Below are 23,686 nucleotides of genomic sequence, written 5' to 3'. Positions count from 1 at the left end.
GCATGATGACCAGCGCGATCACCCAGGCGAAGATCGGGCGATCGATGAAGAAATTAGACATGGAGGATCCTTATCCCTTGTTCCTTACCCTGCGTGCGGTATCAGGACTTGGCCCGCGCGGCGGCGTCCGATGCCCCGCCGGCGGCCGTCGTGGCTGCCGGCACGGGCCTGACCTTCGCGCCCGGGCGGACGAACTGCAGGCCGTCGACGATGAGGCGGTCGCCGGCATTGAGGCCACTGGTCACGAGCCACTTGTCGCCGACCGCGCGGTCGGTCGTGAGCGGGCGCAGTTCGACCTCATCCTTCGCGTTCACGACCAGCGCGGTGGCCTGGCCCTTCAGGTCGCGCGTCACGCCGACCTGCGGCGCCAGGATCGCGTTGGCCTTGACGCCTTCGCTCAGGCGCGCATGGACGAACATGCCCGGCAGCAGCACATGGTTCGGGTTCGGGAACACCGCGCGCAGCGTCACCGAGCCGGTGCCCTGGTCGACCGACACCTCGGAGAATTCAAGCCTGCCGCTTTCCGGGTACGCGGTACCGTCCTCGAGCTTCAGGCTTACCCTGGCCGCGTTCGAGCCCGCGCCCTCGAGCTTGCCGTCGGCCAGTTCGCGGCGCAGGCGCAGCAGCGTGGCCGACGGCTGGGTCACGTCGACATAGATCGGGTCGATCTGCTGGACCGTCGCCAGCGCGGTTGCCTGGCCATTGACCGCGAGCGCGCCCTCGGTGACGTTGGAGCGCCCGATGCGCCCGGAGATCGGCGACAGGACCTTGGTGTAGCGCAGGTTGATCTCGGCACGCTGGACCGCCGCCTGCGCCTGCAGGAAGGACGCCCTGGCTTCGGCCGCGGCCTGCTTGCTGACCGCTTCGTCGGCGACCAGCTTGCCATAGCGCTCCGCCAGCAGCCGGGTCGATTCCAGCGTGGCCTGCGCGCTCTTGTAGGTGGCCTCGTAGGTCGAAGGATCGATCTGGTACAGCTGCTGCCCCTGCTTGACGTCGCTGCCTTCCTTGAACAGGCGGCGCTGGATGATGCCGTCGACCTGCGGCCGCACTTCGGCGACCAGGTAGGCCGAAGTCCGGCCCGGCAGTTCGGAATTGACCATGACCGATTCCGGTGCCAGCGTCACCACGCCCACCTGCGGCGGCGGCGGGGTCCCGGCTTGTTCCTTTTTGCCGCATCCGGCGAGCGTCGCCAGGGCAATCCCCAGCACGCCCGGAATCAAAGCACGCATGGTGCGCGATCGTTGCATTGCGATTTCCTAGAAGATTGAAAGACTGCGGAACCATGACGGCCGTGCGCCGCCGCGACAGTCCGTGATGCGGTCGCAGCGGTAAGCCGGCACGGTAAATTGCGTGCGCCGCCGGCGCGCGGCGGCGTGGGCGGCCCGGACGCCAGGTGCCCTCGGGACTGCGCCGGTCCCCGGCGAATCCAGCAAGGAATATGCCGCCCCGGCTGTTGCCAGGGCTGGCCTGACGCTTGCCTACCGATGTACAGGTAGGCGATTCTATCCCGCCTATCGAGGGTTTTCCCGGGGATTGTCTTGCCGGAATATTTCAAACGATTAATGGCCCGTAACAAACCGGGACGACCTGCGGCAAGATGCCGCAGATTTCGCCTGCGACCGGTCCCAGGTGCCTGATCAGGCAGCCCGGACGGCACGATTCAGGTGCGGTTTTGCCGCATTTTGCAGCTTGCCGGTGCGGCCGGGCCTTCAATCACGCCGCCGGCGCAGGCAGCTTCAATTAATTTCAATATCTGCATCAAAGGCTTTGACCCCCGAGGTCGGCAACCCGCGGTGGTGACCGGTGCGCACCGCAGGGGGCGGAGCGGAAGGCCCGAAGTGCGCATCGTGCGCATCGTGTGGATCGTGTGGATCGTGTGCATCGTGTGCATCGCCGGGAAACATGCCCGTCCCGCTCGCAGCCATTCCCGCTTCATTCACTCCCCATACTGCCGCAAGCCGTCTAGGTCGAGTACCTCGATCACCCCGTAGTCCACTTTCACCAGGCCCTGCTGCTCCAGCACCTTCAGCGCCTGGTTGGCCCGCTGCCGCGATATGCCCGCCAGCAAGCCGATCTCTTCCTGCGAAATCTCGAGCGTGGTGCCCAGCCCGGGGTACAGATGTTCGTTGAACAGCGAAGACACCGCGCGCGCCACGCGCGAATCGATGTCGAGCAGGCGCTCGTATTCCACCGCCGCGATGAACTGCCCGAGCCGCTCGTTGAACTGCGTGAGCAAGAAGCGCGTGAACGGCAGGCTGGTATCGAGCAGCCACTGGAAGGTGTCGAGTGGAAGGAAGGCAATGCGCGAGCGGCGCAGCGCCATCACGTCGTACTTGCGGATCTCGCGCTTGAGCACGGCCCCTTCGCCGAACCAGCCACCGGTGGGCACGCCGGTGAAGGTGACCGACTTGCCCGAGGGCGAGACGGTGGTGATCTTCACGATCCCCTCGAGCACGCCCATCCAGTGCTCGGCCACGTCGCCCTTGTGGCAGACGTAGTCGCCCTGGCTATATTCGCGCACACACATGGCGCGGCGCACACGGTCGCGTTGCTCGGGACTGAGATCGGCTGCCCATACGCAGCGATCCACAAAATCGTTAAGCATTAGCTGAAAACCCTTCCCGTAGGGATTAACCCCGAATTGTCACCGGCGTGACAACCGGGGGAAATGGCATGAACTATCTTACGATCACCACGAACCGCGAGTGCGCGCCAGGAAAGGCGCGGCGGGCTTGATGCGCTGCGGCGAACGCATGTTTGCGTCGCCGGGCAAAACTGGCCAAGTATAACCAGCGGATGCAGGCTTGACACCGGTGGCGGATCCCCGCCACCGAGGGACAGGAGACAGCGATGCAGGAACCGTCGGCGACGACCTTCCCGCGCCTGCTGCTGGCGCATGCCCAGCAGCGGCCCGGAAGCCCGGCTTACCGCGAGAAGGATCTCGGAATCTGGCAGACCTACAACTGGGCGCAGGCCGCGCAGGAGGTGCGCGCGCTGGCCTGCGGCATGGCAGCGCTGGGCTTTACGCGCGGCATGAACCTGGCAGTGGTCGGCGACAACCGCCCGCGCCTGTACTGGGCCATGAGCGCCGCGCAGGCGCTCGGCGGCGTGCCGGTGCCGCTGTACCAGGACGCCATCGGCGGCGAGATGGTCTATGTGCTCAACGACGCCGAGATCGATTTCGCCATCGTCGAAGACCAGGAGCAGGTGGACAAGCTGCTCGAGGTGCAGGCCCAGCTCGCGGAGCAGGGCCGCACCGTGCGCCACGTCATCTATGAAGACCCGCGCGGGCTGCGCGGCTACGATCATCCGGCGCTGATGTCGTACCAGCGCCTGCAGGAAATCGGCCGCGAGTTCGACCGCGCCAACCCAGGCTACTTCGATGCCGCCGTCGAGGCGGGCTCGCCCGACGACACCGCCATCATCCTCTACACCTCCGGCACCACCGGCAAGCCGAAGGGCGTGTGCCACTCGCACCGCGGCCTGATCGGCGCGGCGCGCAACGGTTGCGCGTTCGACGGGCTGGTGGCCGGCGACGATGTGCTGTCCTACCTGCCGATGGCATGGGTCGGCGACAACCTGTTCTCGTACGCGCAAGCCCTGGTGGCAGGCTTCACGGTGAATTGCCCGGAGTCGCGCGATACCGTGATGACCGACCTGCGCGAGATCGGCCCCACCTATTACTTCGCGCCGCCGCGCATCTACGAGAACCTGCTCACGCAGGTGATGATCCGCATGGAAGACGCGGGCTGGCTCAAGCGCCGCTTGTTCCACTGGGCCATGAACGTGGCGCGCCGCTGCGGCACGGACATGCTGGACGGGCGCCCGGTGCCGCTGGCCGACCGCCTGCGCTACCTGGCGGGCGAGGTGCTGATCTACGGGCCGCTGCGCAATGTGCTTGGCATGAGCCGTATCCGCGTGGGCTATACCGCCGGCGAGGCCATCGGGCCGGACCTGTTCCGCTTCTACCGCTCCATCGGCGTCAACCTCAAGCAGTTCTACGGCCAGACCGAGACCTGCGCCTATGTCTGCCTGCAGCCCGACGGCAAGGTCAAGTTCGACTCCGTGGGGCCGGCCGCGCCGGGCATGGAGATCCGCATCGCCGACAACGGCGAGGTGCTGGTGCGCGGCGTGGGCCTGCTCAAGTCCTACTACAAGCGCGACGACGCCACCCGCGAGGCCATCAACGACGAAGGCTATTTCATGACCGGCGACGCCGGCGTGATCGATGCCGACGGCCACCTCAAGATCATCGACCGCGCCAAGGACGTGGGCAAGCTCGCCGACGGCTCGATGTTCGCGCCCAAGTACATCGAGAACAAGCTCAAGTTCTTCCCCTACATCAAGGAAGCCGTGGCCTTCGGCACGGGCCGCGACAATGTCTGCGCCTTCGTCAACATCGATTTCGACGCGGTGGGCAACTGGGCCGAGCGGCGCCACCTGCCGTACGCGGGCTATATCGACCTGGCCGGGCGGCCGGAAGTGATCGAGATGATCGGCGAGTGCGTGGCGCAGGTGAACGCGGACCTGGCTGCGGACGCCATGCTGGCCGGCTCGCAGGTCGCGCGCTTCCTGATCCTGCACAAGGAGCTGGACCCCGACGACGACGAACTGACGCGCACGCGCAAGGTGCGGCGCGGCTTTATCGCCGACAAGTACGCGGTGCTGGTCGACGCGCTGTTCGCGGGCAAGGCGGAACAGTTCATCGAGACGCGCGTGAAGTTCGAGGACGGGCGCGAAGGCAGCGTCTCGGCCACCTTGAAGCTGGTTGACGTGAAGCGCTTTCCGCCCGCCGCCGGCGCGGCGCGCGCGGCATGAGCGGGGGCGGGAGGATGACGCAGATGGCATGGCAAGGCGTAGCGCGCGGCGGCGATGGCCAGCCCGCATGGAGCGGCGCGTCCGCGGTGGCGACCGAGGCGGAACTGCCGCAGGACAGTGCGCAGGCCGCGGCCGCGCAGGCGCAGGAGCGGCACGCCGGCGAGGTGATCCTGGACCTGCAGCATATCTCGCTGTCGTTCGGCGGCGTGAAGGCGCTCACGGATATCTCGTTCGATGTGCGCGAGCATGAGATCCGCGCCATCATCGGCCCCAACGGCGCGGGCAAGAGTTCCATGCTCAACGTCATCAACGGGGTCTATCACCCGCAGCAGGGCCGCATCGTGTTCCGCGGCGAGGAACGCCGCAAGATGCATCCCACCGAGGCCGCGCGCCAGGGCATCGCGCGCACCTTCCAGAACATCGCGCTGTTCAAGGGCATGACCGTGCTCGACAACATCATGACCGGGCGCAACACCAAATTCCGCAGCGGCCTGCTGGCCAACGCGCTGTGGTGGGGGCCGGCGCGCAACGAGGAAATGCAGCATCGCCGCAAGGTCGAGGAAGTGATCGACTTCCTGGAAATCCAGGCCATCCGCAAGACGCCGGTGGGACGCCTGCCCTACGGCCTGCAAAAGCGCGTGGAGCTGGCGCGCGCGCTGGCGGCCGAGCCTTCCATGCTGCTGCTCGACGAACCCATGGCGGGCATGAACGTGGAAGAGAAGCAGGACATGTGCCGCTTCATCCTGGACGTGAACCACCAGTTCGGCACCACCATCGTGCTGATCGAGCATGACATGGGCGTGGTGATGGATATCTCCGACCGCGTGGTGGTGCTCGACTACGGCAAGAAGATCGGCGACGGCACCCCCGACGCGGTCAAGGCCAATCCGGACGTGATCCGGGCCTACCTCGGCGCCGGCCACTGAGCACGCACCGCGCGGTACGGCAAGACACAAGAAGCAGAAAACAGGGAACAAGGAACACCATGACGTTCTTCTTCGAGATCCTGATCGGCGGCCTGCTGTCGGGACTGATGTATTCGCTGGTGGCGCTGGGCTTCGTGCTGATCTACAAGGCGTCGGGCGTATTCAACTTCGCCCAAGGTGCGATGGTCTATTTCGCCGCGCTGGCCGTGGTGGGGCTGATGGACAAGGGCCTGCCGATGTGGGCCGCGGTGATCGGCGCGTTCGGCGTGATGCTGGTGGTCGGCATCAGCACCGAGCGGCTGGTGCTGCGCAAGCTGGTCAACCAGCCGCCCATCACGCTGTTCATGGCCACCATCGGGCTGTCCTTCTTCCTCGAGGGGCTGGGGCCGCTGCTGTTCGGCAACGAAGTGCGCCCGATCAACCTCGGCATCGTCGACGAGCCGATCGAGGCCATCCTGACGCGCTTCAATATCGTGCTGTCCAAGTTCGACCTGGCGGCAGCCGCCATCGCCGGCATCCTGGTGGGTGCGCTGGCGCTGTTCTTCCAGTTCACCAAGGTGGGCCGCGCGCTGCGCGCGGTGGCGGACGATCACCAGGCGGCGTTGTCGCTGGGCATTCCGCTGCAGCATATCTGGGCCATCGTGTGGGGCGTGGCGGGTTTCGTCGCGCTGGTGGCGGGCATGTTGTGGGGCTCGCGCAATGGCGTGCAGTTCGCGCTGACACTGACCGCGCTCAAGGCGCTGCCGGTGCTGATCCTGGGCGGCTTCACCTCGGTGCCGGGCGCCATCGTCGGCGGGCTCATCATCGGCGCGTCGGAGAAGCTGGCCGAGATCTATATCCCCCCGGTGTTCCAGTCCGCCTTTGGCGGCAACTTCGGCGGCATCGAAGGGTGGTTCCCATACGTATTCGCGCTGCTGTTTCTCCTCGTCAGGCCGGAAGGATTGTTCGGCGAGAAACATATCGACCGCGTCTGAGCGGCACGGCCCCAACAGGAGACAACCCCATGTTCTATCGTGAAGCCGGCCAGTTCAAGACCAGCTATGTGGCCGACAGCCAGGTATTCCCCATCCGCCAGGATCGCATCGGCGTTGCGGTGCTGATGGCGGTGGCCTTCGTGGCGATTCCGTTCACCGCATCGGAATACTGGTTCTCCGCCATCCTGATCCCGTTCCTGATCTTCGCGCTGGCGGCACTCGGCCTGAACATCCTCACCGGCTACGCCGGCCAGCTCTCGCTCGGCACCGCTGCCTTCATGGCGGTGGGCGCCTATGCCGCGTACAACTTCCAGTTGCGCATCGAGGGCCTGCCGGTCTTGCTGACCTTCATCCTGGCCGGCTTGTCCGCCGCGGTGGTGGGCGTGGCGTTCGGCCTGCCGTCGCTGCGCATCAAGGGCTTCTACCTCGCCGTGGCCACGCTGGCGGCGCAGTTCTTCGTGGTGTGGGCGCTGACCAAGTTCCCCTGGTTCTCCAACAACAGCTCCTCCGGCGTGATCACCGCGCAGAAGCTCGCGCTGTTCGGCATCGCCATCGACACGCCGGTGAAGAAATACCTGTTCGTGCTGGCGCTGGTGACGGTGCTGGCGGTGGTGGCCAAGAACCTTGTGCGATCCAGCACCGGGCGTGCATGGATGTCGGTGCGCGACATGGACGTGGCGGCGGAAGTCATCGGCATCCCGCTGATGCGCACCAAGCTGCTGGCCTTCGCCGTCAGCTCGTTCTACTGCGGCGTGGCCGGCGCGCTCTACGCGTTCTGCTACCTCGGCTCGGTGGAGCCGGACGGCTTCTCGCTGGACCTGTCGTTCCGCGTGCTGTTCATGATCATCATCGGCGGCGTGGGCAGCATCCTGGGCTCCTTCCTCGGCGCGGCGTTCATCCTGCTGCTGCCGATCTTCCTGGACAACCTGCTGCCGCCGCTGGCCGCGCTGCTGCACCTGCCGTTCACCAACGCGGCGGTGTCGCATATCCAGCTGATGGTGTTCGGCGCGCTAATCATCTTTTTCCTGGTAGTGGAGCCGCACGGCCTGGCGCGGCTGTGGCAGATCGCCAAGGAGAAGCTGCGCCTGTGGCCGTTTCCGCATTGAACAACGGAGCAAGCTTTCGAGGTCGGACCAAGCAGAACGGGTATTCCATAACAAACACACACCTTTCAAGGTGAAGGAGACTGTCATGACCATCCTGATTCGCAATCTGCAGCGCATCGCGCTCGCGGTGAGTGCGTCGGCCGCGCTGCTGGCACCGCTGGCCGCGCAGGCCCAGAGCGGCGAGCAGTTCGTGGCGCTGCCCAGCTACCGCGTGGGGCCGTACGGCGCCAACGGGCAGTCCTTTTACGGCGGTTTCATCGATTACCTGAACTACGTCAACCTGAAGGACGGCGGCATCAATGGCGTCAAGCTCTCGTGGGAAGAGTGCGAGACCGAGTACAACAACGCCAAGGGCGTGGAGTGCTACGAGCGCCTGAAGGCCAAGAGCGCGGCCAGCAAGGGCACGGCCTACCACACCATGTCCACCGGGATTTCCTACGCGCTGGTGGACAAGACCTCGGCCGACAAGGTGCCGCTGGTGATGATGGGCTACGGCCGCACCGATGCGGTGGACGGCTCGGTCTTCCCCTATGCCTTCCCGCTGGTCACCACCTACCAGATGCAGGTCTCGGCCATCGTCAAGTTCCTGGCGGGCAAGAACGGCGGCTCGCTGGCCGGCAAGAAGATCGTCTACCTGTATCACGACTCAGCCTACGGCAAGGAGCCCATCGTGGCGCTGGAAGCCGAAGCCAAGCTCGGCAAGTTCAACCTGGTCGAGATCCCGGTGGCGCACCCCGGCAACGAGCAGGGCGCTCAGTGGCTGAAGATCCGCCAGGAGAACCCGGACTACGTGATCTTCTGGGGCTGGGGCGTGATGAACCAGACCGCGCTCAAGGCCGCGCAGAAGGTGGGCTTCGCGCGTGACAAGATAATCGGCTCCTGGTGGGCCGGCTCCGAGGAAGACACGGTGCCCGCCGGCGACGCCGCCAAGGGCTATATGAGCGCTACCTGGAATGTGGCCGGCAAGAACGTGCCGCTGATCGCTGACATCGACAAGGTCGTGTACGGCGCCGGCAAGGGCAATATGCAGGACCGCAACAAGGTCGGCTCGGTGCTTTACAACCGCGGCGTCTCCGCTGCGGTGGTGACCGTGGAAGCCATCCGCGTGGCGCAGGGCAAGTTCGGCAAGGGCAAGGTCATGAGCGGCGAGGACATGCGCTGGGCCTTCGAGAACCTCAATCTCACCAACGCGCGCCTCCAGCAGCTCGGCGCCACCGGCCTGCTGCCCGAGATCAAGACCAGCTGCGACAACCACGAAGGCTCCGGCAAGGTGAAGATCCAGCAATGGGACGGCACCAAGTGGACCGTGGTGTCCGACTGGATCGAAGGCAACAAGAACCTGATCCACCCGCTGTTCAAGGCGACCGCGGCGCAGTATGCGAAGGAGAAGGGGATTGCGCCGGCCTGCATGAAGTCTTGAGCGGCTGACAGGCATGTTGCCTGTCGGCTCCCCCTTTCCCGCAGGCGGGAGGGGGGAGCCGCAAACAAGCGAAGCAAGCGAACCAAGCGAAACAAGCAACGCAAGTCAGGAACACACCCACCGAGCCGTACCATGACCCTCTTGTCCGTCAACAACATCGAAGTCATCTACGACCACGTCATCCTGGTGCTCAAGGGCGTTTCGCTCGATGTGCCGGAAGGCCGGATCGTGGCGCTGCTGGGCGCCAACGGCGCGGGCAAGACCACCACGCTCAAGGCCATCTCCAACCTGCTGCACGCGGAGCGCGGCGACGTCACCAAGGGCTCGATCGAATACCGCGGCGACCGCGTGGACCGCCTCACCCCCAACGAACTGGTCAAGCGCGGCGTGATCCAGGTGATGGAAGGGCGCCACTGCTTCGCCCACCTGACGCTGGAGGAGAACCTGCTCACCGGCGCCTACACGCGCGGGCTGTCGCGCGCCGAGACGCGCGACGCGCTGGAGCGCATCTACGCCTATTTCCCGCGCCTGAAGACGCGCCGCAAATCGCAGGCGGGCTACACCTCCGGTGGCGAGCAGCAGATGTGCGCGATCGGCCGGGCCATGATGGCCAAGCCGAGCATGATCCTGCTCGACGAACCCTCCATGGGTCTGGCGCCGCAAATCGTCGAAGAGATCTTCGAGATCGTGCGCGACCTCAACCAGCGCGAGAAGGTCAGCTTCCTGCTCGCCGAGCAGAACACCATGGTGGCACTGCGCTACGCCGACTATGGCTACATCCTCGAGAACGGCCGCGTGGTGATGGATGGCGAGGCCGAAGCGCTGCGCTCCAACGAGGACGTGAAGGAGTTCTACCTCGGCGTGGCCGCGAACGATGGCGAGGGCGGCGGGCGCAGCTCCTTCCGCGATGTCAAAAGCTATCGCAGGCGCAAGCGCTGGCTCGCCTGAGACGGGCTCATGGATCTGCCGTGCGCCTCGGATGCGCCGCGAGCTGCTTGTTGGGAGCCCCGCGCCCCGAGCCCTAGGCCTTTCCCGGGGCGATTTCCCGGGCTGGGCAGATTTCTTTTTTCACAGTGTTAGCCGCCTATTCACACGCGACCCCAAGCCAAACCATGTCTGAACACTTCGATTCGCTGGAAACGCGCGCGCCGGACGTACGCGCGCAGGCCCTGCTGGCGGACTTGTCGCGCCAGGTAGCCCATGCCAAGGCGCATGCGCCGTACTTCGCGGAACTGCTGCGCGAGGTGGACCCGCGTGCGCTGGACTCGCGCGCCGCGCTGGCGGCGCTGCCGGTGACGCGCAAGTCGGAGCTGACGCAGCGGCAGCGCGCGATGCCGCCGCTGGGCGGGCTCAACGCCACGCCGCTGGGCGGCCTGCGGCATATCTTCCAGTCGCCCGGCCCGATCAATGAGCCGGACGGCCACGGCGCGGACTGGTGGCGCATTGCGCGCGCGATGTTCGCCGCGGGCTTTCGCGCCGGGGACCTGGTCTACAACACGTATTCCTATCACTTCACGCCGGCCGGCATGATGATGGAGTCGGGCGCGCACCGGCTGGGCTGCTGCGTGTTCCCGGCAGGCGTGGGGCAGACCGAGTCGCAGGTGCAGGCGCTGGCCAGCCTGCAGCCGGCGGCCTACGCCGGCACGCCGTCGTTCCTGCGCATCCTGCTGGAGAAGGGCGACGAACTGGGCTTGCCGTGCACCGGCCTGCGCAAGGCGCTGGTATCGGGCGAAGCGCTGCCGCCGTCGCTGCGTGCGTGGTTCGGCGAGCGCGGCATCCGCGTGCAGCAGATGTACGGCAGCGCGGACGTGGGGCTGATCGCCTACGAAACCGAAGGCGGCGACGGCTGGGTGGTGGACGAAGGCGTGCTGGTGGAAATCGTCGAACCCGGTGGCACGCAGCCGATGCGCGAAGGCGAGGTCGGCGAGGTGGTGGTCACCGTGCTCGGCAATGGCGACTATCCGCTGATCCGCTTCGGCACCGGCGATCTCTCCGCCTTCGTGGCCGGCTCCGGCGAGCGCGCCAGCCCGTGCGGGCGCACCAACCTGCGGCTCAAGGGATGGCTTGGCCGGGCCGACCAGACCACCAAGGTCAAGGGGATGTTCGTGCATCCCGGGCAGGTGGGGGAAGTCATGCGGCGGCATCCCGAGGTGCGCGCGGCGCGCCTCGTGGTCACGGGGCGCGTGGGGGCCGATGTGATGACCTTGCATTGCGATGCCGCGGGGGATGATGAAAACCTGGCCCGCGCGATCGGGGAATCGGTGCGGGAGGTGTTGCGCTTGCGTGGGGAGGTGCGTTTTGTCGCTGCGGGGTCGTTGCCGCAGGATGGGAGGGTGATTGAGGATGCTAGGAGTTATGAGTGAAAGGGGGGGGGGGCTGGGGATGAGAGGGCGCCTGTGTCTGTGGCTGGGCCTTTTGGGTCATTGAGGCGCATGCAAGTGCGCCTGCCTCTGTGGGCCTGGCGGCCCGGGCCTTTTGAGTCCTTCAGGTGTATGCAAGTGCGCCTGTCTCTGTGGGCCTAGCGGCGCGGGCTTGGTAGCCCGTTCGGGCACATGTAAGTGTCACTTTTCTTTTCTCGAAAAGAAAAGTAACCAAAAGAAAGCGATTCTTGCAGAAGGCTGGGCGCTCAGACTTTATGGGTGGTGGTGGTTTCGTGGTGGGCGCGTTGGCTTCGATGGGGCTGCTGGCGCTACCGGTTTGCTCGCCTGCGGCATCGCGGGTGGTGTCCGATTCGTGGTGGCGCTGCATGATGGCGAAAGCCCAGGTGGTTCAGGCTGCTGCCGCGACCGGGGTGGATGGGTGCGGCATAGGAATGGCGCTGGTTTCGTGGTGGGCACGGTGGCCCCTATTTGAGCTCGGTGCCCGGTGGCTCCTGACAGGTCCCTGCCCAAGGGCACCGGCTTGAGAAGTAACCCAGCACACCCGCGCCCCGGTCCACCACGCCCACCACGAAAACACGAGAATGCTATATCGTGGCCGCCCGAGCCGGTAACGGCAGATGCCCGAATGGCCTGGGCCTAAGCCATCATGGAGCCGTAATGTGAAACGGCCACATCCAGCATGGCAGCGCGGCCAGCGCCGGTAGCGTCAGCAGCCCAATCAAAGCCAACGCGCCCACCACGAAACCAGCCTCAGACGAGAAGTCTGAGCGCCCAGCCTTCTGCAAGAATCGCTTTCTTTTGGTTACTTTTCTTTTCGAGAAAAGAAAAGTGACACTTACATGTGCGCGAACGGGCTACCAAGCCCGCGCCGCTAGGCCCACAGCCGCGAGCACACAACACAACTTACTCCCCCGCCGCCCCCACGCAATACCCAACAATCGCATCCAACACACTCTCCGCCTCACCCACGGCAGCCGCGCAGCGTATCGCGACCCCCGGATGCTTCTGCCGGCAATCGTCCAGCAATGCCGGCAGATCCCGCCGCAGATGGCCGCCCTGGCCGAAGAACACCGGCACCACCGTGATGTCCGCAATGCCGCCGTTGGCCAGTTCGGCCAGCGTGTCAGGCAGGGACGGCGCCATCAGCTCCAGGAAGGCCAGGCGCACCGTGCTGTCGGGCAAGGCCGCCGCCAGCTTGGCGTGCAACCGGTCGAACGGCTCGCGCCAGCGCGCGTCGCGCGCGCCGTGGCCGAACAGGACCAGTGCCTTGGCGGGAGTGGCAGGGGCGTTCATGAGTGCGGCCTAGTGCCGGTCCACCCAGCGCAAAGCGCCAAGCGCCACCAGCAGGTACAGCGTGCCGGGAATCAGCGCCGAGACGATCGGCGGCCAGGTATGGAGCAGGCCCACGTGCGAGAACAGCGTGTTGGACAGGTGGAAGGACAGCCCCAGCATGATGCCGCCGAACACCTTCACGCCCACCGCGCCGGCCCGCGCGTGCAGGTAGGCGAAGGGCAGGGCCAGCGCCACCATGACGAACAGCGTGAGCGGGTAGATCACCTTCTTCCAGAAGGCGATCTCGTAGCGCTGGGTGTCCTGCTTGTTGTCGCGCAGGTGGCGGATATAGCGGAACAGGTCCAGCGTGGACATGCGCTCCGGCTCGACCAGCAGCACCGACAGGATCTGCGGCGTCAGTTCCGAGCGCATGGTCATGCTAGCCACGCTCTTCTGCTCGCCGCGGAAGACCGGGGCCAGGGCATCGGCCTTGCCGGGCTCGCCGCGCGGCAGCTCCAGGAAGTGCGTCTCGGTGACGTCGCTGAGCTGCCAGGACTGGCTGCCCTGGTAGCGGCCTTCCTTGGCCACGCGGATCACGCCGAGACGGTACTGGTCGTCGAACTCGTAGATGGTGACGCCGGTGATGCTCTGGTCGGGACGCAGGCCGGCCACGTTGACGAAGCGGGTGACCTCGTGGCCTTTGCCGGCGTCGCGGTCGCGGTCCTTGACCCACACGCCGGAGCGGAAGCCGGACGACACCGTGGCGCCGAGCGCCTCGAGCTTGACCTTCTGCGCGTACTGCTCGGCCTTGGGGCCGATGAACTCGCCGAATATGAAGGTGACGATGGCCAGCGGCACCGCCAGCTTGAACAGCGAGAACAGCGCCTGCCGCGTGTTGAGGCCGGCCACGCGGAAGATGGTGTACTCGGACTGGCTGGCCAGCTGCGAGAACACGTAGATCGCGCTGATCAGCACCGCGATCGGCAGCACCTCGTAGATGCGCGTGGGCGCCTGCAGGATGACGTGGAAAAATGCCACCAGCGAGGTGTAGCGCCCGGCCACGCTTTCCAGTTCGCTGAGCATGTCGAAGAACACGAACAGCGCCAGCACGGCGAACAGGATGAAGGAGAAGACGCCGTAGATCAGGCGGCCGAAATACCGCTCGTAGACGCGCAATACCCTCATGCCTGGCCACCCTTGGCGGCCTTGCGCGGCAGCCCCAGCACGGCGCGCCAGCCGCCCAGGCTGATGTTCTGGCGATAACGGAACAGCATCACCGCGCCCAGCAGGGCGATCAGGTGGAACGGCCACCAGGCCATGGCGAAGGGGATGGAGCCGGAGCGCACCCAGGATTGCGAGAGATTGATCAGGTTGCTGTAGGTCAGGTAGATCAGCACCGCGAACACCAGCGGCGTGTAGCGGCCCAGGCGCGGGTTGACGTAGGCCAGGGGAATGGCGATCAGCACGAAGTTGAAGGCCAGCAGCGGCAGCGACATGCGCCACAGCAATTCGCCCAGGTTCTCATTGGTGCGGTTGCGCAGCAGGTCGATGGTGTCGCGGCTCTTGGTGGGCAGGCTGGCGTCGGACTCGGGTGGTTTGTTGTCCACCTTGACCGCGTACTGGTCGAATTCGACGATGCGGTAATCGAGCTTGCCGGGGGTGCCGGTATAGCGGCGGCCGTTTTCCATCACGACCAGGCGGTCACCGTTGGGCATGGTGCGGAACTGGCCCTGGTGGGCCAGCGACACGCCGATCTTGCCGGCTTCGGCGCTGGCCACGAAGACATTGCGCGCGTGGCTCATGTCGGCGTCGATGCTTTCGATGAACAGCACGTAGTTGCCCTTGGCCGGCTCGATGAAGCGCCCGGCGGCGATCATGGACAGCACGCCGCGCTGCTCGAAGCGGTCGCGGAACAGGGCGCTCTGCTGGTTGGCCCACGGCCACGCGAACATGCCCAGCAGCAGCGACATGACGATGAACGGCGCGGCGAACTGCAGCACGGGCTTGACCAGGTCGCGCAGCGAGATGCCGGCCGAGAACCACACCACCATCTCCGAATCCTTGTACCAGCGCGTGAGCACGATCAGGGTGGAGATGAACAGCGTGGCGGAGAGCAGGATCGACAGGTAGCCGATGGTGGCCAGGCCGATCAGCATCAGGACGTCGTTCGGGCTGGCCTGGCCATTGGCGGCCATGCCAAGGATGCGGATCACGAGCGAGGTCAGCATGAAGGTCAGCATGACCAGGAACACCGCCCCGGCGGTGTAGGCGAGCTCGCGACGCAAGGCTTGTTGAAAGATCATGCGTTGTCGGTTCCGGGCTGCCGGCCGGCGCGGGCGATGGTGCGCCGGTGGGCTTGCTAGTCAGCATAGCGGACCGGCGGCGGCAAATCGCGGATAATAGGAGCTTTCTTTGGACGAGCCCCTGGAAGGAAGCGCGATGGAATTTAGCACAAAAGCCTTGGATTGGAGCAAAGCTGGCCAAAATGGTTTCCTGGCGACCAAGACCGATTGCCTCGTGGTGGGCCTGTTTGAAGGACAGAGCCTGGCCGGTGTGGCAAAGGCGCTCGACGTGGCCACCAAGGGCTTGGTGTCGCGGCTCGTCAAGCTCGGCGATTTCGAGGGCAAGCGCGCTACGCAGCTGATGCTGCACGAGGTGGCCGGCGTGGGCGCGGCCCGCGTGCTGTTGGTGGGCCTGGGCAAGGAGGGCGAGTTCAACGACAAGGCCTTCGCCGAGGCCGTGCGCACCGCGCTGCGTGCCTTGTCCGGCACGCGTGCGTCCAATGTGCTGTGGTGCCTGGCCCAGCAGCAGGCGCCCCAGCAGGCCGGCAACGCCGCCAACCTGTCCTGGCGCCTGATCACCACCGTCACGCTGATCCGCGAGGCGGGCTACCGCCTGCTGGAGCGCCATCCCGGGCTCAAGCGCGCCGGCGCCGCCGCCAATGGCAAGGACAAGGCCACCGGCCTGCGCAAGGTGGTGCTGACCGTGGATGCGGCCGACGCCAAGGCAGCGGCCCAGGCTGTGGTGCGCGGCGCTGCCATCGCCAGCGGCATGGAGCTGACCAAGGACCTCGGCAACCTGCCTTCCAATATCTGCACGCCCACCTACCTGGCCAACACCGCGCGCGGCATCGCCAAGCGCCACAAGCTCAAGGTGGAAGTGCTGGGCCGCAAGCAGATCGAAGCGCTCAAGATGGGCGCCTTCCTGGCCGTGACCAAGGGCGCGGTCGAGCCGCCCCAGTTCATCGTGCTGCGCTACGACGGCGCCTCGGCCAAGCAGGCGCCGGTGGTGCTGGTGGGCAAGGGCATCACCTTCGATACCGGCGGCATCTCGCTCAAGCCCGGCGAGGGCATGGACGAAATGAAGTACGACATGTGCGGCGCGGCTTCCGTGCTGGGCACCCTGCAGGCGGTGGCCGAGATGGGCCTCAAGCTGAACGTGATCGCCGTGGTGCCCACTTGCGAGAACATGCCCGCGGGCAACGCCACCAAGCCGGGCGACGTGGTCACCAGCATGTCCGGCCAGACCATCGAGATCCTCAACACCGACGCCGAAGGCCGCCTGGTCCTGTGCGACGCGCTGACCTACGTGGAGCGCTTCAAGCCCGCGGCGGTGATCGACGTGGCCACGCTGACCGGCGCCTGCATCATCGCGCTGGGCCACGTCAACAGCGGCCTGTACGCGCGCAACGACGGCCTGGCCGACCAGCTGCTGCAGGCGGGCCGCAAGGCCATGGACACCGCCTGGCGCATGCCGCTGGACGACGACTACCAGGACCAGCTCAAGTCCAACTTCGCCGACATGGCCAATATCGGCGGCCGCCCGGCCGGCAGCGTGACCGCGGCCTGCTTCCTGGCGCGCTATACCGAGAAGTACGACTGGGCCCACCTGGACATCGCCGGCACGGCATGGAAGAGCGGCGCGGCCAAGGGCGCGACCGGCCGTCCGGTGCCCCTGCTGGCGCAGTTCCTGATGGACCGCGCAGGCTGAGGCGGGCACGGTCCGGTGCCTGCGGGCGCCGGACCGTGCCGCCCCTCCCGCATTAAGAGGATTGCCCTTGACCATGACGCGCATCGATTTCCACAGCAACGTGCCCGACAAGCTCGGCTACGCCTGCCGCCTGATCCGCAAGGCCTACGGCGCCGGCCAGAAGCTGGTGGTGCATGGCGCGCCGGAGCAGCTGGCGCAGCTCGATGCGCTCCTGTGGACATTCTCCGCGCTGGATTTCCTGCCGCACTGCGGCGTCGATCACCCGCAAGCCGCGATGACGCCGATCGTGCTGGCCGCCACGCTGGACCAGGCGCCGCACCACCAGTTGCTGATCAACCTCGATACGCAGCCGCCCGCGCAGTTCGCCAGTTTCGAGCGCATGATCGAAGTGGTGGGCAGCGAAGCCGCCGACCGCGACGCCGGGCGCGAGCGCTTCCGCCTCTATCGCGAGCGCGGCTATCCGCTGGCGCACCACGATATCGCGCAGGCCAGCCAGGGCAAGGGAGAGGCAGCATGACCGAACGCACCACCTCGCGCGTGATCCCGCGCATCGGGCCCAACGACAGCATTCCCCTGCTCACGGAGGTCATCGACCTTCCCGCCGATGCATCCCGGCAGGCTGCTGCCGAAACCGCGCAAGCTGTGCCCGCGCACCCCGTCGCCGATCGCGCGACCCAGCCGCATATTGACCACGAACCATCCTGGCCCGGCCCGGCCACCCATGTGGTGGTGCCGCGCGAAGCCGGTGCGGCCACGCCCGCACCCGAAGTGCCGTTGCTGGGCCAGCCCAGCCCGTCGGCGCTCGAGGGTGCGTATTCCGCCTGGCATGGCTTGCCGCCGGCGGCAGGCCATGCTGCCGTGCCGGCGCCGCCGAGCGACGAGGAACTGCGCGCGGTGCGCAGCGAACTGCTGACCCGCGTGATGATGCGCTTTCGCACCGAGTGGCCGCAGGTGGTGGAGGCGCACACCGAAGCCACGCTGCAATCGCGGCTGGCCCCGCTGACCGCGCAGCTGGCCGCCGAGCTGACGCAGGCGCTGGAGGCGCGGCTGGTGGAATGGCTGGACGCCACGCTGGAAGAGATCGAACGGGATCCGGGCGGGGTCTGAGCGCGGGCGACGGATTGCCCGACGTTTTACACTCTCCCGACTCAGGGGGAGCAGAACAAACGGAAGTCGAAAAAAAGCCCGCGATCTCTCGCGGGCTTTTTTCTTCAGGCCTGGGGCAGTCTGCGCGGACTCAGTCCGTCACCGCGCCCTTGCTTGCCGTCGACGCCAGCTTGGCGAACTTCGCCAGCACGCCACGCGTGTAGCGCGGTGCCGGCTGCTTCCAGCTGGCGCGGCGCTTGGCCAGTTCTTCGTCGCTCACGTTGAGCTGCAGCAGCAGCTTGTGCGCGTCGATGGTGACCGAGTCGCCTTCCTGCACCAGGGCGATATTGCCGCCCACGTGCGCTTCCGGCGCGACGTGGCCGACCACCATGCCCCAGGTGCCGCCGGAGAAGCGGCCGTCGGTGATGAAGCCGACCGATTCGCCCAGGCCCTTGCCGATGATGGCGGAGGTGGGGGCCAGCATCTCGGGCATGCCGGGGCCGCCCTTGGGGCCCAGGTAGCGCAGCACCAGGATGTCGCCGGCGTTGATCTTGTCGGCCAGGATGGCGTCCATGGCGCTCTGCTCGTCTTCGAACACACGGGCCGGGCCGGTGATGACCGGGTTCTTCAGGCCGGTGATCTTGGCGACCGCGCCTTCCTCGGCCAGGTTGCCCTTCAGGATGGCGAGGTGGCCTTCCTTGTAGAGCGCCTTTTCGATCGGCAGGATCACGTCCTGGTCGGCACGCGGGGTGTCGGACACGTTTTCCAGTTCCTCGGCCAGCGTGCGGCCGGTGATGGTCAGGCAGTCGCCGTGCAGCAGGCCGGCCTTGAGCAGGATCTTCATGACCTGCGGGATGCCGCCGGCCTTGTGCAGATCAGTGGCCACATACTGGCCCGACGGCTTCAGGTTGCAGATCACCGGCACCTTGCGGCGGATGCGCTCGAAGTCGTCGATGGTCCATTCGACTTCCGCCGAGTGGGCGATCGCCAGGTAGTGCAGCACGGCGTTGGTCGAGCCGCCGGTGGCCATGATCAGCGAGACCGCGTTCTCGATCGACTTGCGCGTGATGATGTCGCGCGGCTTGATGTCCTTCTTGATGGCCTCGACCAGCACGCGAGCCGATTCGGCGGCGCTGTCGACCTTTTCCTGGTCGGGGTTGGCCATGGTCGACGAGTACAGCAGCGACATGCCCAGCGCCTCGAACGAGGAGCTCATGGTGTTGGCGGTGTACATGCCGCCGCACGAACCGGACGACGGGCAGGCGTTCTTCTCCACACCCTCGAAGTCTTCCACGCTCATGCGGCCGGCGGTGAATTCGCCCACGGCCTCGAACGAGGACACGATGGTCAGGTCCTTGCCCTTCCAGTTGCCCGGCTTGATGGTGCCGCCGTAGACATAGATGCCCGGCACATTGGTGCGCGCCAGCGCGATCATGCCGCCCGGCATGTTCTTGTCGCAGCCGCCGATCACGACCACGCCGTCCATCCACTGGCCCTGCGTCGCGGTAGTACATCGAGCGGTTGGGGGAGCGCGCCACGCCTTGCGTGATGTTTTGCGAGCGTTTGTTGTATGCCATGGGAATCTCCGGGGGATGGGGTGCCGGCCTGCGGGGGCCGCTCAGCTGACTGAGCGCCGGGCAGGCGCCTGCCATGTTGTGGGCGACAGCATGCCGCTTGCGTTTTATCGTGTCAAATATATTATTCAACCTCTATTGAGTCGAAAAACATATCAGGAGACCAATTGGACCTGCGCCAGTTGCGGTACTTCGTCACGGTGGCGGAAGAGTTGCATTTCGGCCGCGCCGCGCGGCGCCTGGCCATGACCCAGCCGCCGCTGTCCCAGCAGATCCAGGCGCTGGAAGAGGAGATCGGCGTGCAACTGTTCCTGCGCACGCGCCGCTCGGTGGCGCTCACCCCCGCGGGCCAGCAATGGCTGCCCGAGGTGCGCCGCGTGCTGGCCGATGCCGCCGCGCTGCCCGGGCTGGCCCAGCGCCTGGCGCGCGGCGAGGCGGGCACGCTCTCGCTGGCCTTTGTCAGCACCGCCGACTACGGCATCCTGCCGGACCTGCTGCGGCGCTTCCGCGCGCGCCATCCCAATGTGCAGTTGCAATTGCGCGAAGCCACCAGCGATATCCAGCTCGAGGCGCTGATGGAAGGCGCCATCGACGCCGGCCTGGTGATCCGCCCGCAATTGCCGGCCATGCCGCACGGCGTGTCCTACCTGCCACTGGTGCGCGAGCCGCTGGTGATGGCCGTGCCGCAGGGCTGGCGAGCGCAGGGCGCGGCCCACGACGGCAGGGACGCGGGGCAGGGCATCTCGCTGCGCGAGGCGGCTGGCGAGCCGCTCATCATCTTCCCGCGCAGAAGCGCGCCGGCGTTTTATGACATCATTACGGGCTGCTATGCGCGCGAAGGCCTGACGCCGGTGATTGCCCAGGAGGCCATCCAGATGCAGACCATCGTCAGCCTGGTATCCGCCGGCATGGGGGTGGCGCTGGTGCCGGCTTCGCTGTGCAACCTTCGCCGCACCGGTGTGTCCTACCTGCCGTTGCGCGACGCCGGGCCGGATATCGAGACCGGGCTGGTCTGGCGCGAGGCCGGCGCCGGCAGCGTGAGCCCGGTGCTGAGCTCCTTCATCGAGATCGCCGGCGCGCTCGCGTCTGCCATGACTGTGACGCAAAAGGCTGGCATAAAGCCGGACGCGGCCGCCGCCTGATCCTGGCGCGGCCACGCGCCGCGCGTGCGCGGCGCGAACCTACAACCCTAATTCACGGCAAACATGCTGATTCACCCGCAATTCGACCCGGTCGCCATTCACCTCGGTCCGCTCGCCATCCGCTGGTACGGGCTGATGTACCTGGCCGGCTTCATCATGTTCCTGTGGTTCGGCCGCCTGCGCATCCGCCAGCCGCATATCGCCGCGCAAGGCTGGACCGTCAAGGACCTCGACGACATGCTGTTCTTCGGCGTGCTGGGCGTGATCCTGGGCGGGCGGCTGGGCTACGTGCTGTTCTACAAGGCCGACTACTACCTCGCGCACCCGCTCGAAGTCCTCAAGGTATGGGAAGGCGGCATGGCCTTCCACGGCGGCTTTCTCGGCGTGATCGTGGCGATGTGGCTGTTCGCCAGGCTGCGCGGCCGGCACTGGATGGAAGTGACCGACTTCATCGCGCCGATGATCCCGTGCGGCCTGGCGGCCGGGCGCATCGGCAACTTCATCAACGGCGAGCTGTGGGGCCGGCCCACCGACCTGCCGTGGGGCATGGTCTTCCCGCAGGCCGGCGACAACATCCTGCGCCATCCGTCGCAGCTGTACCAGTTCGCCGGCGAAGGCGTGGCGCTGTTCATCATCCTGTGGCTGTTCGCCAGGAAGCCCCGCCCGATGGGCGCGGTCTCGGGCGTGTTCCTGATCGGCTACGGCGGTTTCCGCTTCCTGGCCGAGTTCGCGCGCGAGCCGGACAACTTCCTCGGCCTGCTGGCGCTGAATTTCTCGATGGGGCAGTGGCTCAGCCTGCCGATGATCCTGGCGGGCGTGGGGATACTGGTGTGGGCCAATCGCCGGGGCGATGCGGCGCGGGCCCAGGTGCGGTAAGCGCCGGCCGCGGACTGGAGAAAGCGGGCTTCGGCCCGCTTTTTTCATGGGGCTCCCCCATGTTCGTCCAGGCAAGAGCCGTCGCTTGCGACGGCGTGGACGGCGCGGATGTGATGGCCGCGCGATGTCGACAGGGCGGCTCCGGCTTGCGCGCCAACGGCCCCTGGGCGGGGCCGCCGGCGGTGTATATGCTTGCCTTCAGGCGCGCCGTCTGCCACACCCCGGCCAGCGGCGCACGCCGTCCGGCCCGAGGCGGGGCCAGGGGAGACAGCGATGGAAATGGCGCGTGAGGCGGCGGCACCGGCGGCGTCTGCGAAGCGGGTGCGCCTTGCTGCCACGGCGGACCTGCGGGACGATGCCGTGCTGCCCGCCCGGGTGGACGGCGTGGATCTGGTCGTGATCGGACATGGCGGCGGCGCGGCGGTCTACCAGGGGCACTGCCCGCACCGGGGCACGCTGCTGGCCGAGGGCGTCATCGACAACGGCGTGCTGACCTGCCGCGGGCACGGCTGGCGCTTCGACTGCGCCTCGGGAAATGCCGTGGACCAGCCCGGGGTCTGCCTGAAGCGGTTCGCCGCCTTCGTCGAGGACGGCGGGGTCAGCGTGGACCGCGACGAGGTTCTTGCCTGGCAATGCCGGGAGGCAGACAGGGAGGCAGACAGGGAGGCGGACGGGCAGGCTGACCGGCAGGTGGCGCCGCCATCCGCGGCGCCAGGCGCTGGCCCGCGGCCGCTCTCGGCGCTTCCCGGGCCGAAGGGCCTGCCCTTGCTGGGCAGCACGCTGCAGCTGCTGTGGGCGCAGCGGCGGATGCACCTGGTGTTCGAGCGGTGGTGCGACGAGTTTGGCCCGCTTTACCGCATCCGCCTGATGAACCGCCCGGCTCTGGTGATCGCCGAGGGGGCATGGATCGACAAGATCCTGCGCGACAGGCCCGCGACCTATCGTCGCCTCGGCGCGCTCGAGGCGGTGGCCTCCGAGATGGGCGCGCTCGGCGTGTTCGCCGCCGAGGGCGAAGCGTGGCGCAGGCAGCGCCGGCCGGTGGCGCAGGCGCTCGATGCGCACCGGCTGCGCGATTTCTTCCCCATGCTGGCCAAGGTCACGCGCAGGCTGCAGCGGCGCTGGGAATCCGCCGCTGCGCAGGGGCGCGCGGTCGACGTGCAGCAGGACCTGATGCTGTACACGGTGGATGTGACGACCGCACTGGCCTTCGGCTACGACATGAATACGCTGGAGCGCGAAGGCGAGGTCATCCAGCGGCATCTCGAGCAGATCCTGCCGATGGTGAACCGGCGCATCAATGCGCCATTTCCGTACTGGCACTATCTCCGCCTGCCGGCCGACCGCGCCTTCGACCGGGCAAGGGCCGAGATCCGCCAGACCATCGGCGAGTTCGTGGCCGCGGCCCGCCAGCGCCTGGCGCAGGCGCCCGAACTGGCCGGACGCCCGTCCAACTTCCTGGAAGCGATGCTGGTGGCCCAGGCCGCGGGACAGGCGCCACTGGATGACGAGGAGCTGTTCGCGAATATCTTCACGATCCTGGTGGCGGGCGAGGATACGACCGCCAACACGGTGGCCTGGATGATGCATTTCATGTGCTGCCATGCGGACGTCCAGCGCAGGATGCAGGAGGAAGTGGCGGCAGTGCTGGGGCAGGCCGACATCCTGCAAGACATGGGCGATGCCGCCAGGCTCGTGTACGTGGAGGCGGTCGCGCACGAATCGTTGCGGCTCAAGCCGGTGGCGCCGTTCTTCTTTCTCGAACCCAACGAAGACGTGGAGATCGGCGGCGTGCGCGTGCCGCGCGGAACGCTGCTGGTGCTGCTGAACCGTCCGGGCGTGCTGCAGGAGCGCAATTTCCCCGCCGCCCGCGAGTTCCGGCCAGAGCGCTGGCTGCAAGGCACGGCGGCCGCGGCCCGGCATCGCAGCGGCTTCGTGCCGTTCGGCTCGGGACCGCGCTTGTGTCCGGGGCGCAACCTCGCCTTGCTGGAGGCCAAGGCGGCCATCTCCATGGTCTGCCAGCGCTTTGACGTCAGGCATGCGCCCGGATCTGGGCCGGTGGGAGAGGCCTTTGTCTTTACGATGATGCCGACGGCGCTGCGGGTGGTGCTGTCCGCGCGCTAG

18 protein-coding genes and 1 pseudogene are annotated in these 23,686 nt (G+C 66.9%); 13 read left to right on the top strand and 6 right to left on the bottom strand.

The annotated features are described in order from the left end of the window. Positions 1-101 precede the first annotated feature (101 nt). Positions 102-1,247, bottom strand: coding sequence for an efflux RND transporter periplasmic adaptor subunit (locus AC1DO7_RS20855; RefSeq protein ID WP_441617634.1), 1,146 nt, complete (start codon positions 1,245-1,247; stop codon positions 102-104). Positions 1,248-1,936: 689 nt separating this feature from the next. Next, complete coding sequence (locus tag AC1DO7_RS20850; RefSeq protein WP_441617636.1) at positions 1,937-2,605, bottom strand: Crp/Fnr family transcriptional regulator; 669 nt, start codon at positions 2,603-2,605, stop codon at positions 1,937-1,939. 245 nt (positions 2,606-2,850) lie between these two features. Between AC1DO7_RS20850 and AC1DO7_RS20845 the strand changes: the two genes are divergently transcribed. The 7 genes from AC1DO7_RS20845 to AC1DO7_RS20815 all read left to right on the top strand — a co-directional run bounded on the left by AC1DO7_RS20845 (position 2,851) and on the right by AC1DO7_RS20815 (position 11,607). Next, on the top strand, positions 2,851-4,818 hold the full coding sequence (locus tag AC1DO7_RS20845; RefSeq protein WP_441617638.1) for an AMP-dependent synthetase/ligase: 1,968 nt from the start codon (positions 2,851-2,853) through the stop codon (positions 4,816-4,818). A gap of 14 nt (positions 4,819-4,832) precedes the next feature. Next, on the top strand, positions 4,833-5,744 hold the full coding sequence (locus AC1DO7_RS20840; RefSeq protein WP_441617640.1) for an ABC transporter ATP-binding protein: 912 nt from the start codon (positions 4,833-4,835) through the stop codon (positions 5,742-5,744). 59 nt (positions 5,745-5,803) lie between these two features. Beyond that, positions 5,804-6,718: a branched-chain amino acid ABC transporter permease gene (locus AC1DO7_RS20835; protein ID WP_441617642.1), complete on the top strand. Its 915-nt coding sequence runs from the start codon at positions 5,804-5,806 to the stop codon at positions 6,716-6,718. A gap of 29 nt (positions 6,719-6,747) precedes the next feature. After that, positions 6,748-7,824: a branched-chain amino acid ABC transporter permease gene (locus tag AC1DO7_RS20830; RefSeq protein WP_441617644.1), complete on the top strand. Its 1,077-nt coding sequence runs from the start codon at positions 6,748-6,750 to the stop codon at positions 7,822-7,824. A gap of 85 nt (positions 7,825-7,909) precedes the next feature. Next, complete coding sequence (locus tag AC1DO7_RS20825; RefSeq protein WP_441617646.1) at positions 7,910-9,244, top strand: ABC transporter substrate-binding protein; 1,335 nt, start codon at positions 7,910-7,912, stop codon at positions 9,242-9,244. A gap of 132 nt (positions 9,245-9,376) precedes the next feature. Next, positions 9,377-10,192: an ABC transporter ATP-binding protein gene (locus AC1DO7_RS20820; RefSeq protein WP_441617648.1), complete on the top strand. Its 816-nt coding sequence runs from the start codon at positions 9,377-9,379 to the stop codon at positions 10,190-10,192. Positions 10,193-10,356: 164 nt separating this feature from the next. Beyond that, positions 10,357-11,607: a phenylacetate--CoA ligase family protein gene (locus AC1DO7_RS20815; RefSeq protein ID WP_441650155.1), complete on the top strand. Its 1,251-nt coding sequence runs from the start codon at positions 10,357-10,359 to the stop codon at positions 11,605-11,607. A gap of 921 nt (positions 11,608-12,528) precedes the next feature. Here AC1DO7_RS20815 and AC1DO7_RS20810 read toward each other — a convergent pair. Genes AC1DO7_RS20810 through lptF form a run of 3 tightly spaced genes read right to left on the bottom strand, consistent with a single transcriptional unit; the run spans position 12,529 to position 15,200 of the window. Continuing rightward, on the bottom strand, positions 12,529-12,918 hold the full coding sequence (locus tag AC1DO7_RS20810) for a sirohydrochlorin chelatase (protein ID WP_441618716.1): 390 nt from the start codon (positions 12,916-12,918) through the stop codon (positions 12,529-12,531). Positions 12,919-12,927: 9 nt separating this feature from the next. Further along, complete coding sequence (gene lptG / locus AC1DO7_RS20805; RefSeq protein WP_441618714.1) at positions 12,928-14,082, bottom strand: LPS export ABC transporter permease LptG; 1,155 nt, start codon at positions 14,080-14,082, stop codon at positions 12,928-12,930. Then, on the bottom strand, positions 14,079-15,200 hold the full coding sequence (gene lptF / locus AC1DO7_RS20800) for an LPS export ABC transporter permease LptF (protein ID WP_441618712.1): 1,122 nt from the start codon (positions 15,198-15,200) through the stop codon (positions 14,079-14,081). The genes lptG and lptF overlap by 4 nt, the downstream gene beginning before the upstream one ends. Before the next feature lie 136 nt (positions 15,201-15,336). Between lptF and AC1DO7_RS20795 the strand changes: the two genes are divergently transcribed. The 3 genes from AC1DO7_RS20795 (at position 15,337) to AC1DO7_RS20785 (ending at position 17,994) form a co-directional block, all read left to right on the top strand. Then, positions 15,337-16,887 carry a leucyl aminopeptidase gene (locus AC1DO7_RS20795; protein ID WP_441618710.1) on the top strand — a complete coding sequence of 517 codons (1,551 nt, stop codon included), beginning with the start codon at positions 15,337-15,339 and terminating at the stop codon, positions 16,885-16,887. A 73-nt stretch (positions 16,888-16,960) separates the two neighbouring features. Further along, on the top strand, positions 16,961-17,404 hold the full coding sequence (locus AC1DO7_RS20790) for a DNA polymerase III subunit chi (RefSeq protein WP_441618708.1): 444 nt from the start codon (positions 16,961-16,963) through the stop codon (positions 17,402-17,404). Further along, positions 17,401-17,994 carry a hypothetical protein gene (locus AC1DO7_RS20785; protein WP_441618706.1) on the top strand — a complete coding sequence of 198 codons (594 nt, stop codon included), beginning with the start codon at positions 17,401-17,403 and terminating at the stop codon, positions 17,992-17,994. The genes AC1DO7_RS20790 and AC1DO7_RS20785 overlap by 4 nt, the downstream gene beginning before the upstream one ends. Before the next feature lie 130 nt (positions 17,995-18,124). Here the strand turns inward: AC1DO7_RS20785 and ilvD are convergent. Next, positions 18,125-19,480, bottom strand: a pseudogene (gene ilvD, locus AC1DO7_RS20780) (dihydroxy-acid dehydratase); the annotation flags it as partial. Between the two features lie 234 nt (positions 19,481-19,714). Between ilvD and AC1DO7_RS20775 the strand changes: the two are divergent. The 3 genes from AC1DO7_RS20775 to AC1DO7_RS20765 all read left to right on the top strand — a co-directional run bounded on the left by AC1DO7_RS20775 (position 19,715) and on the right by AC1DO7_RS20765 (position 23,686). Then, positions 19,715-20,689, top strand: a complete 975-nt coding sequence (locus AC1DO7_RS20775; RefSeq protein ID WP_441618702.1) for a LysR family transcriptional regulator — start codon at positions 19,715-19,717, stop codon at positions 20,687-20,689. A 63-nt stretch (positions 20,690-20,752) separates the two neighbouring features. Beyond that, positions 20,753-21,565: a prolipoprotein diacylglyceryl transferase gene (gene lgt / locus AC1DO7_RS20770; protein ID WP_441618700.1), complete on the top strand. Its 813-nt coding sequence runs from the start codon at positions 20,753-20,755 to the stop codon at positions 21,563-21,565. A gap of 273 nt (positions 21,566-21,838) precedes the next feature. Beyond that, complete coding sequence (locus tag AC1DO7_RS20765) at positions 21,839-23,686, top strand: cytochrome P450 (protein ID WP_441618699.1); 1,848 nt, start codon at positions 21,839-21,841, stop codon at positions 23,684-23,686.

Source organism: Cupriavidus sp. 05N40 (assembly GCF_056397305.1).
Note: the sequence above shows the minus strand (reverse complement) of the source record. Positions and strands in the feature narration are given on the sequence as shown.